Origin of the sequence: Nonomuraea sp. MTCD27 (assembly GCF_041950495.1) — a bacterium.
GTDB lineage: Bacteria > Actinomycetota > Actinomycetes > Streptosporangiales > Streptosporangiaceae > Nonomuraea.
This window is the reverse complement of the sequence record NZ_JBGNUW010000012.1, coordinates 141,689-157,671: the sequence shown is the minus strand read 5'-3', so window position 1 is coordinate 157,671 and position 15,983 is coordinate 141,689. Positions and strand designations below refer to the sequence as shown.

The 15,983-nt window shown below is 72.1% G+C and carries 12 protein-coding genes; 5 read left to right on the top strand and 7 right to left on the bottom strand.

Features of this window, described 5'->3' with window-relative positions; all coding sequences use genetic code 11:
* Window positions 1-28 precede the first annotated feature (28 nt).
* Entirely contained in the window at window positions 29-1,012 is a 984-nt protein-coding gene (locus tag ACBJ59_RS32345; protein WP_375113995.1) for an ABC transporter ATP-binding protein, read from the top strand.
* Window positions 1,013-1,119: 107 nt separating this feature from the next.
* Here ACBJ59_RS32345 and ACBJ59_RS32340 read toward each other — a convergent pair whose 3' ends face one another.
* From ACBJ59_RS32340 to ACBJ59_RS32330, 3 genes are all read right to left on the bottom strand, one after another.
* Window positions 1,120-1,803, bottom strand: coding sequence for a response regulator transcription factor (locus tag ACBJ59_RS32340; RefSeq protein ID WP_364135064.1), 684 nt, complete (start codon window positions 1,801-1,803; stop codon window positions 1,120-1,122).
* Window positions 1,800-3,002: a sensor histidine kinase gene (locus tag ACBJ59_RS32335; RefSeq protein WP_375113994.1), complete on the bottom strand. Its 1,203-nt coding sequence runs from the start codon at window positions 3,000-3,002 to the stop codon at window positions 1,800-1,802. The genes ACBJ59_RS32340 and ACBJ59_RS32335 overlap by 4 nt, the downstream gene beginning before the upstream one ends.
* A gap of 468 nt (window positions 3,003-3,470) precedes the next feature.
* Window positions 3,471-4,331 carry a RecB family exonuclease gene (locus tag ACBJ59_RS32330; RefSeq protein WP_375113993.1) on the bottom strand — a complete coding sequence of 287 codons (861 nt, stop codon included), beginning with the start codon at window positions 4,329-4,331 and terminating at the stop codon, window positions 3,471-3,473.
* Between the two features lie 115 nt (window positions 4,332-4,446).
* On the opposite strand from ACBJ59_RS32330, the gene ACBJ59_RS32325 reads away from it, so the two are divergent.
* Together ACBJ59_RS32325 and ACBJ59_RS32320 are read left to right on the top strand one after the other, a co-directional pair.
* The gene (locus tag ACBJ59_RS32325) at window positions 4,447-5,583 is read left to right on the top strand and encodes a site-2 protease family protein (RefSeq protein WP_375113992.1); all 1,137 of its coding nucleotides are present in this window, start codon (window positions 4,447-4,449) and stop codon (window positions 5,581-5,583) included.
* A 341-nt stretch (window positions 5,584-5,924) separates the two neighbouring features.
* The gene (locus tag ACBJ59_RS32320; protein ID WP_375113991.1) at window positions 5,925-7,409 is read left to right on the top strand and encodes an FHA domain-containing protein; all 1,485 of its coding nucleotides are present in this window, start codon (window positions 5,925-5,927) and stop codon (window positions 7,407-7,409) included.
* Between the two features lie 72 nt (window positions 7,410-7,481).
* Here ACBJ59_RS32320 and ACBJ59_RS32315 read toward each other — a convergent pair whose 3' ends face one another.
* From ACBJ59_RS32315 to ACBJ59_RS32300, 4 genes are all read right to left on the bottom strand, one after another.
* On the bottom strand, window positions 7,482-8,354 hold the full coding sequence (locus ACBJ59_RS32315) for a sugar nucleotide-binding protein (RefSeq protein ID WP_375114172.1): 873 nt from the start codon (window positions 8,352-8,354) through the stop codon (window positions 7,482-7,484).
* 77 nt (window positions 8,355-8,431) lie between these two features.
* A complete protein-coding gene (locus tag ACBJ59_RS32310; RefSeq protein ID WP_375113990.1) occupies window positions 8,432-10,804 on the bottom strand; it encodes an AAA family ATPase in 2,373 nt (790 codons plus the stop codon).
* Window positions 10,805-11,207: 403 nt separating this feature from the next.
* Window positions 11,208-11,705, bottom strand: coding sequence for a hypothetical protein (locus ACBJ59_RS32305; protein WP_364135081.1), 498 nt, complete (start codon window positions 11,703-11,705; stop codon window positions 11,208-11,210).
* Between the two features lie 247 nt (window positions 11,706-11,952).
* On the bottom strand, window positions 11,953-13,038 hold the full coding sequence (locus ACBJ59_RS32300) for a GNAT family N-acetyltransferase (protein WP_375113989.1): 1,086 nt from the start codon (window positions 13,036-13,038) through the stop codon (window positions 11,953-11,955).
* Between the two features lie 55 nt (window positions 13,039-13,093).
* Here ACBJ59_RS32300 and ACBJ59_RS32295 point away from each other — a divergent pair, with 55 nt between their 5' ends.
* Both ACBJ59_RS32295 and arc read left to right on the top strand, forming a co-directional pair.
* Complete coding sequence (locus ACBJ59_RS32295) at window positions 13,094-13,945, top strand: tRNA (adenine-N1)-methyltransferase (protein WP_375113988.1); 852 nt, start codon at window positions 13,094-13,096, stop codon at window positions 13,943-13,945.
* A 204-nt stretch (window positions 13,946-14,149) separates the two neighbouring features.
* The gene (gene arc, locus ACBJ59_RS32290; RefSeq protein WP_364135090.1) at window positions 14,150-15,913 is read left to right on the top strand and encodes a proteasome ATPase; all 1,764 of its coding nucleotides are present in this window, start codon (window positions 14,150-14,152) and stop codon (window positions 15,911-15,913) included.
* Window positions 15,914-15,983 lie beyond the last annotated feature (70 nt).

The following is a 15,983-nucleotide window of genomic DNA, read 5'->3' as shown; positions in this document are numbered from 1 at the left end:
GAATGAGCCGCTTCTTTCCGTGCATAACATGGAGAAGCACTTCCCGGTGACGAAGGGCCTGCTCAAAAGGCAGGTCGGCGCCGTCAAGGCCGTGGACGGGATCAGCTTCGAGGTGTTCAAGGGCGAGACGCTCGGCCTCGTGGGGGAGTCCGGCTGCGGCAAGTCGACCACGGGACGGCTGGTGACCCGGCTCCTCGAGCCCACCGCCGGCGAGGTCGTCTTCGAGGGCCAGGACATCACGCACATGAGCCAGGGCCGGCTCCGGCCGCTCCGGCGCGACATGCAGATGATCTTCCAGGACCCCTACTCGTCGCTCAACCCCCGCCACACGGTGGGCGCCATCGTGGGCGCGCCCTTCCGCATCCAGGGCATCAGGACCGAGAACGGCACCAAGAAGGCCGTCCAGGACATCCTTGAGCTGGTCGGGCTCAACCCCGAGCACTACAACCGCTACCCGCACGAGTTCTCCGGTGGGCAGCGCCAGCGCATCGGCATCGCCCGCACGCTCGCGCTCAAGCCCAAGCTGATCATCGCCGACGAGCCGGTCTCCGCGCTCGACGTGTCGATCCAGGCCCAGGTCGTCAACCTGCTCGAAGACCTGCAGAAAGAGCTGGACCTGACCTACGTGGTGATCGCCCACGACCTGTCGGTGGTGCGGCACATCAGCGACCGGGTGGCGGTCATGTACCTGGGCAAGATCGTGGAGATCGCCGACCGCAAGCGGCTCTACAGCTCGCCCATGCACCCGTACACCAACGCCCTGATGTCGGCCGTGCCCGTGCCCGACCCGAAGGCGCGCAAGGAACGCGAGCGCATCCGGCTGACCGGCGACGTGCCCAGCCCGCTCAACCCGCCGCCCGCCTGCCGCTTCCACACCCGCTGCTGGAAGGCGCAGGAGATCTGCAAGCAGGTCGAGCCGCCGCTGGAGGAGCTCGCCAGCGGCCACCGGGTGGCCTGCCACTTCCCGGAGAACGCCCCGGCGACGCCGGAGGTGGCCGGCAAGGCCGGCTGAGCCTGCCTGAAACGCCGGGCGCCCGCTCAGAGGATGGCGCCCGGCGTGACCGGCATCGAGGGGATGGCGCCCGGCGCGATGCCCTCAGGAGATGGGCGTGACCGGCCTCAGGAGATGGCGCCCGGCGTGATCAGGCCGGTCTCGTAGGCGAGCACCACGGCCTGCACCCGATCGCGCAGCCCCAGCTTGGTCAGCACGTTGCCGACGTGGGTCTTCACCGTCGTCTCGCTCACCACGAGCTTGGCCGCGATCTCGGCGTTGGACATGCCCTTGGCGATCAGCCGCAGCACCTCCAGCTCCCGCTCGGTCAGCCGGTCGAGCCGCGCCGGAGCGGCCTGCTCGTACGCCGACGGCAGCCGCGTGGCGAACCTGTCCAGCAGCCGCCGCGTCACGCTCGGCGCCACGATCGCGTCGCCGGCCGCCACCACCCGGATCGCCTGCACCAGCTCGTCTGGCGGAACGTCCTTCAGCAGGAACCCGGACGCGCCCGAACGCAGCGCCTCCACGATGTACTCGTCCAGGTCGAACGTCGTCAGCACCAGCACCTTCGGCACGTGCGCCGCGGGCGCCGCCTCGCGCACGATGCGGCGCGTGGCCTCGATGCCGTCGACCCCGGGCATCCGGATGTCCATCAGCACCACGTCGGGCAGCAACGCCCGCGTCTGCTCCTGCGCGCCCTTGCCGTCGCCGGCCTGCCCCACCACCGTGATGTCGGGCTCGGCCTCGAGGATCAGGCGGAAACCGGTACGCAGCAGCGGCTGATCGTCCACCAGCAGCACTCTGATCGTCATTGGCCGTCCTTCAACGGGAACCTTGCCCGCACCCCGAAACCGCCCCCCGGCAGCGGACCGATGCTCAGGATTCCACCATAGAGGGCCACCCGTTCGCGAATCCCCACCAAACCATGCCCTGGCGGCAGGGACATCTCCCCGGCCGGCTCCCGCGGCGCGCCCTGGCCGTCGTCCTCCACCCGCACGTCCAGCTCGTGCGCGTCATGGCGGACGGTCACCACGGCCTCCGCCCCCGCGCCCGCGTGCCGCAGGCTGTTGGTCAGCCCCTCCTGGACCAGCCGGTAGGCCGCCAGGTCCACACCCGCGGGCAGCGGCGCCGGCTCGCCCTCCGTCCGCAGCCGCGTCGGCAGCCCCGCCTCCCGCATCTGCTCCACCAGTGCCGGCAGGTCCCGCACACCCGGCTGCGGGCCCAGCTCGGCCCGCGCGTCCGCCCGTGAGTCGGTACGCAGCACGCCCACGATGTTGCGCATCTCCGTCATCGCCATCCGGCCCGTGTGCTCGATCGCCGACAGCGCCTCGCGCGCCAGCTCGGGGTCGGAGGCCAGCACCCGCCGCGCCGCCGCGGCCTGCACGGTCATCACGCTGACGTGGTGGGCGACCACGTCGTGCAGCTCGCGGGCGATCCTCGACCGCTCCTCCGCCCGCGCCGCCCGCGTGTCGGCCGCGTGCGCCCGCTCCAGCCTGGTCGCCCGGTCCTTCAGCTCCTCCAGGTACGCCCGGCGCAACCGCAGGCTCCGGCCCGCGCCCCACACGGCCACCAGGACCACGGCGACGACCACGTACTCGTTCCAGCCGGCCGCCCGCACGGGCCCGGCGACGGCGCCGGTCACGTACGTCACCAGCGACAGCAGCAGCGCGCCCAGAGCGATCGCCAGCCCCCGGTAGGACGCCACCGAATACAGCAGCACCAGGCCGGACAGGCTGGACATGCCGGTGCCGTAACCGAACACGTTGAGGAACGTCTCCGGCACCAGCCCCGCGCACAGCGCCGCCAGCGGCCAGCGACGGCGCACCGCAACCGGGACGCACGCCAGCACCACCAGCAGCACCCCGAGCGCGTCGGGCCGCCGCATTCCCCCGACAGGCAGCCCCTCGGCCTGCAGGCGATCGGGCCCGTAGAGCACGAACAGCGCCACGGAGATCGCGGCCACGAGCCCGGCGAGCACCGTGTCGTGGAGCCTGCTCCGATCTATGCGCACGGCTTCACTGTAAGACCAGGTGAGAGCCCTCAACCTCCTCCCTCGGGAGGATAAGCCCCCAAACCCGCCCACCCACGCACCCGAGTCCGCCGCGGACCATCCGGGACGACCCACGCCACCAGCCCCCCACCGGCCGCGCCGCACCTCAGCCACCCTCGACCCCGCCCCGTCCGCGCCCGCTCCGTCCGCCGGCCCCGCCTGTCGGCGCCGCCAGGATGCCGGGCGGCCTCCAGGCCCTGAACCCGCGCGCTCCCTCGGGCCCCGCGCATCGCCGCCGCCCCCGCCTCACACCTCGCGTGCCGCTAGGGCATCCGCGTGTTGGTGGGTGCGCCTTTGGACGTCCGCGCGCCTCAGTGGGACAGTCGCGCGCGTCAGAGGGACGGTCGCGTGTCGGAGGGACGGCTGCTCGCCAGAGCGGTCGGCCACGTGTCGGACGGACGGTCGTGGGTCAGTACGGACGGTCGTCGGTCAGAGTTCGTCGGTGGCCGAGCGGCGGCTGCTGCGGACCGTGTCGCCCGGTTGCCGGTCGGGCACCGGCGGTGGGGTGCCGCCGAACTCCGGGCACAGTGCCTGGTGGTCGCACCAGTCGCACAGCCGGCTGCGCCGCGCCCGCCACTCGCCCGTCTCCAGCGACCGCTCGATCGCCGCCCACAACGCCATCACCTTGCGCTCGGTGGCCAGCAGGTCGGCCTCGTCGGGCGCGTACCGCAGCACCTCGCCCTGGCCGCCCAGGTAGACCAGCTGCAGCAGCCGCGGCACCTGCCCCCGCACCCGCCACAGCACCAGCGCGTAGAACTTCATCTGGAACAGCGCCTTGGCCTCGAAGTCGGGACCCGGCGCGCTGCCCGTCTTGTAGTCGACCACCCGCACCTCACCGGTGGGCGCCACGTCGAGGCGGTCGACGTAGCCGCGCAGCATCAGCCCGCCGTCCAGCACCGCCTCCACGTAGAGCTCCCGCTCGGCCGGCTCCAGCCGCGTCGGGTCCTCCAGAGTGAAGTAGCGCTCCAGCATGCCGCGCGCCTGCCCCAGCCACTCGGCCTGCTCCGCGTCGTCGGTGAACATCCGCGCGTATTGCGGGTCGTCGGCCAGCAGCCGCTCCCACTGCGGCTCCAGCAGCTCCAGCGCCGCCCGCACCGAGCGCCGCGGCGCCGGCAGGTCGTAGAGGCGCTCCAGGACCGCGTGGACCACCGTGCCGCGCACCGCCGCCTGCGACGGCTTCTCGGGGAGCTGGTCGATCACCCGGAAGCGGTAGAGCAGCGGACACGTCATGAAATCGCCCGCCCGGGACGGGGAGAGAGCTCCGATGATCACCGGTTCGGTCAACGTCATGCACCGCACTCTAGGTCAAGACCCCGACAGAATAACGCCCGCGGGACGAGGATCACGTGATCCGGCGCGTAGCATCAAGGCAGCAACAGCACGTAATGGACGTTCAAGGAGTGCGGTGAGCGAGCAAAGCCCGCGGCGGGAGTTCTCCGGTCTTCGGATGGGGAAGCCGTTCGGCATTCCGGTGTACGTCTCGTGGACATGGTTCCTGGTGGCGGCGTTCATCACCGTGATGTTCGGGCCACAGATGCGGCAGATGCTGCCCGAGCTCGACAGCGTCGCCGCGTACGGGGTGGCGTTCCTCTTCGCGGTGCTGCTGTACGTCTCGGTGCTGCTGCACGAGCTGGCCCACAGCGTCCTGGCCAAGGCGTACGGCCTGCCGGTCCGCAGGATCACCCTCTACCTCCTCGGCGGGGTGTCGGAGATCGAGAAGGAGCCGCCCACGCCGGGCAAGGAGTTCATGGTCGCCGCCGCGGGGCCCGCGCTGTCCCTCGGGCTGGCCGGGATCGGGCTGGCCGCCGACGTCTGGGTGATCAACAACGGCGGCATCCTCGAGGTGCTCACCTGGCAGCTGTGGTTCGCCAACCTCATCGTCGGCGTGTTCAACCTGCTGCCCGGGCTGCCGCTCGACGGCGGCCGGATGTTGCGCGCCGGAGTGTGGAAGCTCACCAGCAACCCCGGCTCCGGCACCATCGTGGCGGCCTGGGGCGGGCGGGTGCTGGCCGCGCTGCTGGTGGTGTTCCCGGTCGCGACCGCGCTGTCCAGCGGGCGCGACATCGACCCGGTCGACCTGGTGTGGCCGCTGGTGCTGGCGTCGTTCATCTGGATGGGCGCCAGCCAGTCGCTGCGCATCGCCAAGATCCGCCAGCGCATCCCGCAGGTCAACGCGCGCGCCCTGGCGCGCCGGGCCATCCCCGTGAGCGCCGAGACGCCACTGGCCGAGGCGCTGCGCCAGGCCACCGAGCGCCGGGCGGGCGCCCTGGTCGTCGTCGACCACGAGGGCAGGCCGCTGGCGATCGTCAGCGAGGCCGCCGTCCAGGCCACCCCCGAGCACCGCCGCCCCTGGGTGAACGTCGGCTCCCTGGCCAAGACCCTGGAGCCCACCATGATGCTCGCGGCCGACCTGACCGGCGAGCCGCTCATCGAGGCCATGCGCGCGGCCCCGGGCAGCGAATACCTGCTCGTCGAGGACGGTGGCGAGATCTACGGGGTGCTGGCCACGGCCGACGTGAACAGGGTTTTCACCGGCGTCTGATTTGTCCCACTCGTTTAAGCGGCGGGCCATCGATAGGGTCGTGTCCAGCAGTTTCGGGTGGGCCGGAGCCGACTCCGGCGATTTCTGCGATGCGACGACTGGCCGATAGTGTGCTGTTTGGCCAAACTTGCACAGTTGAGGGGTTTGCCGCGGTCCACCGGTTCACCGAATCGAGACGAGGGGGCCGCGACACGGCCTCGTCGTCTGGGTATGCGTATGGCTGGTGGCCAGCACGGCAGTGCGGGTGCCGTAATATCGCCGGCTTCCGGGGAGGAGAGTTGAGTGACCGAGCGCAGCGAGGGCACCAATGAGCGCAGCACGGTCGTCATGAGGGAGGACGCATGACCGACCACGGCCTCGGAGTGGTGCGTCCGCTTCCTGGAAACGGGCTGGTCGCCTATGTCGGCGGGCTGCTGCTCGTGTGCGATTCGGCCGAGTCGGCCGCCGATGACCTGCTCGAGGCGCTGCGCGAGACGGCCGCCTCCGGTGGCGACGGCCGGGCGCTGGCCCGCCGCGCCGCTCAGGTGCTCGCGGCCAACATGGCGGGCGACCCGGCCACCTGCGCGGTCGCCGGTCCCGTCGGCGGCGGCGTCGCCGTCCTGGTCAGCGGCTCGGCCGCGGCCACCATCACCACCGCGGCCGGCGAGACCCGGCTGGCCGGCAGCGACTCGCTGACCTGGGCCGACCGGCTCGTCACCGGCACCGTCGAGCGCGTCGAGCTCAGCCTGCCCGGCGCCGGCAGCCCGCACCCCGCGGTCCGCTTCGAGGGCGGCGTCGTGCACGGCGGCGGCCTCGTCGGCGACTTCACCGACCGGCCCGCGCCCTCCGCACCGTCCGCGCCCTCCCGGCCACTGACCAGCGAGATGCCCAACACGGCCTTCCACATGGAGGCCGACCTGATCCAGCCGCCGGTCCAGCAGCCCGTGGAGCGTCCTCCCTACCCACTGGCCGACCAGCCGCCGGTCGTCCCCGGCCCGCCCTCGGGTCCCCAGCCCGCGCCCCCGGTCATGGACCAGCCGTACCACACCCCGCAGGACCCGCCGCCCTACCACACTCCCCAGGACCAGCCCCCCTACCTGCCGCCGCAGGAGCCCGCCTACCACCCGCCGCAGGAGCCCCCCTACCAGCCCCCGCAGGACTACCAGGAGCAGCCGCCGCCCCTGCACGAGCAGCAGCAGTTCCCGTCCTACGACGAGCCGCCCTCCGGCAACGGCGCCGCCGACCAGCCGGTCCCGCAGCACATGGGTCCCGGCGACCACTACGACCAGCCCGCGCCGCCCGTCCTCGGCCCGCCCGACCACTTCGACCACCCGGGCCCGCCGCAGCAGGACCAGCAGCCCGAGCACGGCGACCGCCCCCTGGTCTACGGGGTCGACTGCAAGAACGACCACTTCAACGACCCCCGCGCGCCCTACTGCGCGGTCTGCGGCATCGCCCTGGTGCAGCGCACCCTCGTCCCCTACAAGGGCCCGCGCCCCTCGCTCGGCGTCCTGGTCCTCGACGACGGGACGGCGCTCCCCCTGGAGAGCGACTACCTGCTCGGCCGCGACCCGGAGCGGGCGCCCGAGGTGGCCGGCGGCACCGCCAGGCCCGCCAAGGTGACCAGCCCGGACGGCTCGGTCTCGCGCCGTCACCTGCGGGTGGCGCTCGACGGATGGGACGTCAACCTGGTGGACCTGGGCTCGGTGAACGGCACCCAGATCCAGCCGCCCGGCGACCCCAACTTCTACGACATCCCGCCCAACGAGCCCGTCACGATCGCCCCGGGCACCACGGTCCGCGTCGGAGTGTCCCGCACGCTCCGCTTCGAGGCGCACCGGGGGTAGGTCTCGTCGAACGCCCGCGTTCCCCGGGGTTCCGGGGCGCGGGCGTTCGCACGTTCGGGGCGTGGCGCCGCCTCACGAGGTCGTGTCCCGTACGGTGCGGCCGTCCGGCGCCGCCGCGTGCCGGGCGGCCGGCTCCGCCAGGAACTCCCGGGCGCCGCGGAGCCGGGTCCCCAGCCGCCGCCGCGTCGCCGAGCAGTCCAGCCGGACCTCGAGCGGCCCCGGCACCCCCGCCTCGGCCCGGCTCCCGGCGACCAGGAGAGCCTCGTCCAGGCCGTCCCGGCGGGCGATGAGCACGCCCAGCTCGTAGCGGCTGACCGCATCGGCCCCGGCGACGTGCAGCACCCCCGGGCACCCCCGGACCGCCACCTCCGCCAGCGCCGCCGCCAGGTCGGAGACGTGCACGGGACACCGCACGTCATCCGCGAACAGCACCCCCGAACCCGGCCGCGCCACCAGCGAGTGCACCAGCGCCTCGTGCGCCGATCCACCGCGCCCGATGATCAGGGACGTCCTGGCGATGGCGGCATCGGGCAGCACCGCCCGCACGGCCGTCTCGGCGGCCGCCTTGGCCGCACCGTACGGGCTGATCGGGTCGGGCACGCACGCCTCGGCGTACGAGGGCGCGGATCCGGAGAAGACGGCGTCGCTGGAGACGTGCACCAGCCGCCCGCCCGACCGCGCGACGGCCACGGCCACGTGGGCGGCGCCGTCCGCGGTGGCCGTCCAGTCCGACGAACGGTACGCCGTGTTGATCGTCACCTCCGGCCGGAACGCGTCGAACACGGCGGCCACGGCCTCCCGCGACCGCACGTCCAACGGCAGCCACCGCGCGTCCGGGTCGTTCCCCGGCCGGGTGTGACAGGTCGCGCCCACCTCGTGGCCCGCCACCACGCACAGTCGCACGAGCTCGCCGCCCAGATGGCCGCTCCCGCCGACGATGAGCATCCTCACGGGCGGAAACGTTACTCTCCGCCGGGCGTTCCGTCTCAGGGAAGTGCCGCGCCGGGGTCTCGGACACCGGGTCATGCGGGGTGGGGGCGCCAGCCGGGCCGGGCGCCGTCGCGCAGGGCCTTCGCCTGCGCTCTCGCCTCCGTCGCGAAGAGCCGCAACCCCGTGGCGTCGAACCCGGCCGCGACCTCCGCCAGCGCCGCCGCGTCGCCTTCGGCCAGGGCGCGGGCATGGCGCGCGGCGAGGCGTACGCGCGGCCCGTCCAGGACCGCCGCCAGCTCGCTCAGCCGGGGGAGCGCGCTGATGGGGGCGCCCAGCCGTACGGCGTCGTGCAACGCGATCGCCTCGAAGAACGCGGGCCCGCCCTCCCGGCACTCCTCCGCGTGCGCCAGGGCGAGCTCCACGGCCCGTGACGGTCCTCCCGACGCGGCCTCCGCCCAGACCTCCGCGAGCGCCCTCCAGTGCCGGAGCGCGGTCCACGTGGCGCGTCCGCGGGCCGCCTCCAGCGACGTCCGCGCGCCCGCCGCGTCCCCGTGCAGCGCCTGGGCCGTCGCGTACGCCGCCATCCGTTCGGCGGTGTCCTGGGGCGTCTCCCGCCGGGCCGGGGTCCGCAGGATGAGGAGCGCGGCTCCCAGCTCGCCCCTGAGCATCGCCAGCCGTGCCTGTGCGAGGGCCTGCTCGTTCCGGCCCGGCCAGCCGTGCTCGCCGGGCGGCCGGCGCATGGCGGCGATGGCACGGGCGGTCAGGTCCAGGTCGCCGGAGAAGCAGCCGCACATGGCCGACGTCGCGTACGGCGACGTGTACGGCCGCCCCGGGCCCTCCTCGGCGCGCGGCGCGTCCTCGACCGCTCCGGCCGCCTCGCCGGTCCGGCCCGCGTGGCAGAGGGCCAGCGCTCGTGCCCCTGCGACCTCCGCGTCCGTCACCGCGCCCGAACCGGCGCTGAGGCCCCTGTCCGTGCCGCGCGCACGGCCGATGAGCCTGAGTGCCTCGTCGGCTCGGGCGGCTTCGGCCAGCAGGACCGCCCGCGCCGCGTCCGCCTCCCGCCGCGGGCCGGGGTCGGGGACCTCCTTGCGCGTGGTGGCCAGCAGGTCCAGCGCGTCGCCGAGCCGGTTCAGGCCCCAGGCCAGGTTCTCGGCCCTGGCCACGGCGAGCCGTACCCGGTCCCGATCGTCACCGGACCAGCGCTCCTCCGCCCGCAGGAGCACCGCCTGCGCCTGGTGCGGCTGCCCGGCGTCCTCCAGGGCGGCGGCCAGTTCGACGGCCGCACCCGTGCCGCCGCCCGCGCGTACGGCGGCGCGGCCGAGCCGGATCGCCGCCGGGTGATCGTGTACGCCGCCCGCCAGCCGGCACGCGCCCAGCAACGGCCCGGGGTGGGCCTCCAGCCCGCCGGCCAGGCGCCACCCGGCGAGCACGGCCGGATCGCCGCTCCCGTCCGCCTCCACGGCGGCAACCAGCCTGGCGTACCGGTCATCGCGCCGCTCGCGCGGGCAGCGTTCGCGGGCCGCCGACCCGTACAGCGGGTGCGCCGGTCGTGCGACCTCCCCGCGTCCCTCGGCCGCCACGGTGATCAGCCCGCCCTCGGCCGCCTCCCGCACCGCCGTCCCGGAACACAGGGCCGCCAGCGCAGGCATCCCTACCGGCTCCCCGAACGCCGCGTACTCCAGCACCTCCCCGACCTCCGACGGCAACGCCCCCACCCGCCGGCCGACGAGCTCCTCCGGCCCCCGCGCCTCCGGCGGCTCCCCGGTCAGCCGCCACACCCCCCCGGTCCGCTGGAGCGCTCCAGCCGCTCGGGCGAGCTCCACCGTCTCGCGCAGCCACAGCGCGTTCCCTCCGGTGAGCTCCGCCAGCCGCGCCACGGCAGTCTCATCGACCGGGCCGTCCAGCGCCGCCGCGAGCACGGCCGCCACGTCGCCCTCGCGGAGAGGCTCCACCTCGAACCGCCTGAGCCGCCCGTCCCGCCACAGCTCCACGACCGGCCCGTCGGGGGGCTCTCCGGAGCACACGGTCGCGATCAGCCGGATCCGCCCGGTGCGTACCAGGGTGGCCACCACCTCGGCCGAGTGGCGGTCCAGGAGGTGCGCGTCGTCCACCGTCACGACGGCGGCGCCGGCGTTGCGCAGCAGCCACTCACCGCACCGCTGCACCGTTTCGGCCGCCGCGCAGGCCGGGCCGGGCGCGGGGGTGCGGGCCGTGCCGGGATCGGGCGGGAGCGAGGTGGTCAGGGCGCCGCCGGGCACGTCCCGCAGTGCCGTGGCGGCCCTGATGGTGCGGACGCCCCCGAGCAGCCCGGCCGGCAGCTGCTCGGTCAGGTGCGTGGCCAGGGCGGTCTTGCCCGCTCCCGGTGGTCCCGCGAGGAGCACGCCCTGGGCGGTGGGGTCGCACGCGAGGCGGAGCAGGTGCCCGAGCTCCTCTCCGCGCCCGGCGAACGGCCAGGTGGTCCCCATAAGGGCAGGTTACGCCCTAGATGCGAGAAGGTGATCAGCTATTTCCGTGTTTATAGCCTGACGAGGACTAAAAGCGGCACAAGCCGGGACAGGTGCCGCCCGCCCAGGGCCGTCAATGACGCGCCGAAAGGCCGGGGAGGACGCGGTGGGGCGGGCAGTGCGGGCCGGATCGGCGGCGCCGGCGGGGTGCGGGTGGCGATGGCGGGGGAGTGGTGCAGGTTGTATTAGGACTACTCGCGAAAAGTCGGGGAATATATCGCTTAATCCGGTAAATGGTGAAGATCTTTCGGAAAATGAACGGTGGGAAACGAGCCTGCCATGTGGTGATTGGCGGGGAAATGCGGCACGGTACCGGTCGTCCTGATCCTGGTGATCCGGTCCGTCTCGAAGCCGCGGGGCCCGGCTAGGCCGGTCGGAAAGACCGTACGCCCCGCAACAGACGTACCGCCGCCTCCAGCCCGCTGGCCGCCTCCAGGGCCCGCCCCGTCGCGGTCGCGAAGCGGCTCAGCAGATGCTCGTCCCTGTCGCAGAACCCCCGCCCGGCCACCCACACGAACGTGTGGTCCCGAGCCGCCACGGGCACGGGAGTGGCCAGGAACCCCGGCTCGCCCATCGAGGCGTCGTGCGCCAGCCGTACCGTCACCGACGACGCGGCCAGCTCCTTCAGCACCCCCGATTCGGCCAGCCACCGCCGCAGGCCCAGCGGGTCGCCGGGAGGGGCGTGCACATGGACGGCGCTCGCCTCCTGGCGCAGCGCGTCCACCCGGACGAATCCGGAGTAGCCGGTGCCGGCGACGGCGGCGGCGGTACGCGCCAGCCGTTCGAGCAGGTCCCCGGCCTCCAGGCAGGAGAACGAGGCGATGAGTTCACGCACGGCGACATCGACACGGTTGTATGGCATCGCGGTGGTCCCTCGGAGCGGAGGGGCGAGATCGCGCAGCCCGATCACGCGAAGCTCGCCTGCGGGTGCCCTGACTATCACCCTCGACGCGGCTCTTGACTAGCCCTCAACAGGAAATCAGGATTTTTGACCTTTTCGGCCCGCCGCCAGGCCCCCGCCGCAACGCCCGCATGCGCCAAGGACGGGCCGGCCGCGACCTCGACCAGGGCGGGCGCCCACCGGCGACCCCCGCCGCGGCAGCCCGCGCCTACGACGACCGCAGCCGCACCCACTGCACGTCGTCGGCCCTGGTGCCGTCCGGCCTGGGGAACAGCTCCCGGTGCACGCCCTCCCGCTCGAACCCAGAACGTTCCAGCACCGCGTGCGAGGCCGTGTTGTCCACGTCGGTCCCCGCCACTATCCGGTGCAGGCCCGTGTTCGCGAACGCCCACTCCACCAGCAGCCCGACCGCCCGCGTCATGAACCCCTTCCCCCGGAACTCCGGCACCAGCGAATAGCCGATCATCGCCTGCCCCAGGGCCGGGACCACCTGCATCAGCTGCAGATGCCCCGCGAACGCCCCCGAGGCCGCGTCCCTGACCGCCAGCTCCACCCGCTGCCCCGACACCCACCAGTAGCCGGTGTACCGGCAGCGCCGCTCGTCGTCCTCCAGGGTGGTCGGCGGCGCCAGGGAGTAGGCCCGCACGCCCGGCTCGGCCATCATCCGGTGGAAGTCCCCGGCGTCCCCGGCCGCCATCGGCACCAGCCGCACCACGCCGTCGCTCAGCTCCCCGCCCGGGAAGAACGGCAGGTACGGTGCCACCGGCGCGTCCCCCTTGAGCCTGGCGAACGTCACGAGATCGACGTACCGCCCGTCCCGCAGCCGCTTGGCCGCCCGCCGCCGCCCCTCCTCCTGGAACCCCGCCTTGTACGCCACCCGCAGGCTCGCCACGTTCTCCACCTCGGCCTGCAGCTCGACCCGGCGCACCCCCTGGTCGAACAGCCAGTCCGACACGGCCCGGGTCGCCGTCGTGGCCACGTTCCGGCCCCGCGCCCACGGCGCCACCAGGTAGCCCAGCTCCGCCACGCCCCAGTGGTCCGCCGGGCGCACCCCGATCGACCCGGCGAACCGCCCGTCCTCCGTGATCGCGTACTCGGCGCCGCCGTCCTCCCACTTCCCCGTGGAGCTCTTCACGTAGTCGAGCGCGTGCTCCAGCGTGTACGGCCGCGGCAGCAGCGGCATGAAGCGAACCGTCACCGGGTCGTCGCACATCTTCACGATCGGCTCGGCGTCCGCCTCCACGGGAGGACGGAGGATCAGGGAGCCGGACGAGATCACATCACGCGGGAGCATCCCCCATAGATATCGTGCGTCCGGACCTGCTCGAAAGCCCTATAACCTTGCCGCCATGGGTTTCCGCAGGCATGGGCCTTTCCAGGTGGGGGATCAGGTGCAGCTCACCGACCCCAAGAACAAGCGCCACACGATCACGCTCAAAGAGGACGGCGTCTTCCACACCCACAAGGGCGCCATCCCGCACAGCGAGCTGATCGGGCAGCCTGAAGGCTCCGTCGTGCGCTCCTCCGGCGGCACCCAATACCTGGCCTTCCGCCACCTGCTGCAGGACTACACGCTGGCCATGCCGCGCGGCGCGGCCGTCATCTATCCCAAGGACGCCTCGATGATCGTCGGCATGGCCGACATCTTCCCCGGCGCCCGCGTGATCGAGGCCGGCGTCGGCTCCGGCGCGCTGACGTGCTTCCTGCTGCGCGCCGTCGGCCCCGAGGGCCGCGTGACCTCCTACGAGCGCCGCCCGGAGTTCGCGGACGTGGCGCGCAAGAACGTGGAGAAGTTCTACGGCGGCCCCATGGACGACAACTGGCGCCTGGTCGTGGGCGACCTGGTCGCCTCCATCGACGAGGTCGACGTCGACCGCGTCATCCTCGACATGCTGGCCCCCTGGGAGTGCGTCGACGCCGCCGCCAAGGCGCTCACCCCCGGCGGAGTGATCTGCTGCTACGTGGCCACGACCACGCAGATGTCCAAGACTGTCGAGGTCATTCGCGATCACGGGTGTTTCACCGAGCCACATGCGTGGGAGACCCTGGTTCGCGACTGGCATGTCGAAGGACTCGCGGTGAGACCGGATCATCGGATGATCGGTCACACCGGTTTCCTCGTCTCCGCCCGCCGCATGGCCGACGGCGTGACCCCGCCGCCGCGCCGTCGTCGACCGAAGGGGACCACCGAGGAACTATGACAATTTGGCCACGAGGGTGCTTTGGTGCGTGACACGGGAACAGATCGCCGTGTTCATATGCTGGGAGTATTAAACGCACCATTAGGCATTATTCAACGAACACTGAATGTCACTCGACGAACACTGCCCGGCCAGGTTACGGAGGGGCCCGAGATAGGTAAGGTCCTTAGTAGTCGCCCTCGACTGGGAAGGAGGTGACGGGGCGTGGCAGCTCGCGATGATGCTGAGGCTCGAGCCGCGCAGCGCGAACGGGAGGTCGCTGATCTTTCAACACAGGTCTCCTTCCTCCAGGAGGAGATCACCGCGCTGAGGCGGAAGCTGGCCGAGTCACCCCGTCAGGCCAGGGTCCTCGAAGAGCGTCTCCATGAGGCACAGGCGAATCTCGCGGCCGTTACAGGCCAGAACGAGCGCCTGGTGGCAACCCTCAAGGAGGCCAGGGACCAGATCGTCGCTCTCAAGGAGGAGGTCGACCGGCTGGCGCAGCCGCCATCCGGCTTCGGCACCTTCCTTGAAGCCAGAGAAGACGGCACGATCGAGGTGTTCACCGGAGGCCGCAAGCTCCGGGTGAACGTCAGCCCGGCCGTCGACGTCGACTCGCTGCGGCGTGGCCAGGAGGTCATGCTCAACGAGGCGCTCAACGTGGTCGAAGCCCTCGGCTACGAAGAGGTCGGCGAGATCGTGATGCTCAAAGAACTGCTCGACGAGGGCAAGCGGGCCCTGGTCATCTCGCACGCCGACGAGGAGCGCGTCGTGCGACTGGCCGAGTCGCTGGTCGGCCAGCCCATCAGGGCCGGCGACTCGCTGCTGCTCGAACCTCGTTCCGGCTACGTCTACGAGCGCATACCCAAGTCCGAAGTCGAAGAGCTGGTGCTCGAAGAGGTCCCCGACATCTCCTACGAGGAGATCGGTGGCCTCATGCGGCAGATCGAGCAGATCAGGGATGCCATCGAGCTGCCCTACCTGCACGCCGACCTGTTCCGCGAGCACAAGCTCCGTCCCCCGAAGGGCGTGCTGCTGTACGGCCCGCCCGGATGCGGCAAGACGCTCATCGCCAAGGCCGTCGCCAACTCCCTGGCCAAGCAGGTCGCGGAGAAGACCGGCCAGTCCGGCAAGAGCTTCTTCCTCAACATCAAGGGTCCGGAGCTGCTCAACAAGTACGTCGGTGAGACCGAGCGGCACATCCGCCTGGTCTTCCAGCGGGCCCGCGAGAAGGCCTCAGAGGGCACCCCGGTGATCGTGTTCTTCGACGAGATGGACTCGATCTTCCGCACCCGAGGCTCCGGCGTGTCCTCCGACGTGGAGAACACCATCGTCCCTCAGCTGCTGTCGGAGATCGACGGCGTCGAGGGCCTGGAAAACGTCATCGTCATCGGCGCCTCCAACCGCGAGGACATGATCGACCCGGCGATCCTGCGGCCCGGCCGCCTGGACGTCAAGATCAAGATCGAGCGGCCGGACGCCGAGGCGGCCAAGGACATCTTCTCGAAGTACCTGGTCGCGGACCTCCCGCTGCACCCGGATGACCTCACGGAGCACTCCGGCTCCCGCGAGTCCACCATCCAGGGCATGATCCAGAGCGTCGTGGAGCGGATGTACACCGAGAGCGAGGAAAACCGCTTCCTCGAGGTGACCTACGCCAACGGCGACAAGGAGGTCCTCTACTTCAAGGACTTCAACTCGGGCGCGATGATCCAGAACATCGTCGACCGGGGCAAGAAGATGGCCATCAAGCAGTTCCTCGAAAGCGGCCAGAAGGGCCTGCGGGTGCAGCACCTGCTCACGGCCTGCGTGGACGAGTTCTCCGAGAACGAGGACCTGCCCAACACCACCAACCCCGACGACTGGGCCCGCATCTCCGGCAAGAAGGGCGAGCGGATCGTCTACATCCGCACGCTCGTCTCCGGCAAGCAGGGCACCGAAGCCGGCCGGTCCATCGACACCGTCGCCAACACCGGTCAATACCTGTAGAACCCCTGGACGGCAGGGCCGCGCGGAACCATCCGCGCGGCCCTGCCGCCTTTCCACCGCGAGCGCCTTG

What these genes read in the sequence shown, in the direction of transcription:
- ACBJ59_RS32345 (WP_375113995.1), top strand. Translation starts at nt 29, where the DNA reads ATGGAGAAGCACTTCCCGGTGACGAAGGGCCTGCTCAAAAGGCAGGTC.
- ACBJ59_RS32340 (WP_364135064.1), bottom strand. Translation starts at nt 1,803, where the DNA reads ATGACGATCAGAGTGCTGCTGGTGGACGATCAGCCGCTGCTGCGTACC.
- ACBJ59_RS32330 (WP_375113993.1), bottom strand. Translation starts at nt 4,331, where the DNA reads ATGACGTTGACCGAACCGGTGATCATCGGAGCTCTCTCCCCGTCCCGG.
- ACBJ59_RS32320 (WP_375113991.1), top strand. Translation starts at nt 5,925, where the DNA reads ATGACCGACCACGGCCTCGGAGTGGTGCGTCCGCTTCCTGGAAACGGG.
- ACBJ59_RS32315 (WP_375114172.1), bottom strand. Translation starts at nt 8,354, where the DNA reads ATGCTCATCGTCGGCGGGAGCGGCCATCTGGGCGGCGAGCTCGTGCGA.
- ACBJ59_RS32310 (WP_375113990.1), bottom strand. Translation starts at nt 10,804, where the DNA reads ATGGGGACCACCTGGCCGTTCGCCGGGCGCGGAGAGGAGCTCGGGCAC.
- ACBJ59_RS32305 (WP_364135081.1), bottom strand. Translation starts at nt 11,705, where the DNA reads ATGCCATACAACCGTGTCGATGTCGCCGTGCGTGAACTCATCGCCTCG.
- ACBJ59_RS32300 (WP_375113989.1), bottom strand. Translation starts at nt 13,038, where the DNA reads ATGCTCCCGCGTGATGTGATCTCGTCCGGCTCCCTGATCCTCCGTCCT.
- ACBJ59_RS32295 (WP_375113988.1), top strand. Translation starts at nt 13,094, where the DNA reads ATGGGTTTCCGCAGGCATGGGCCTTTCCAGGTGGGGGATCAGGTGCAG.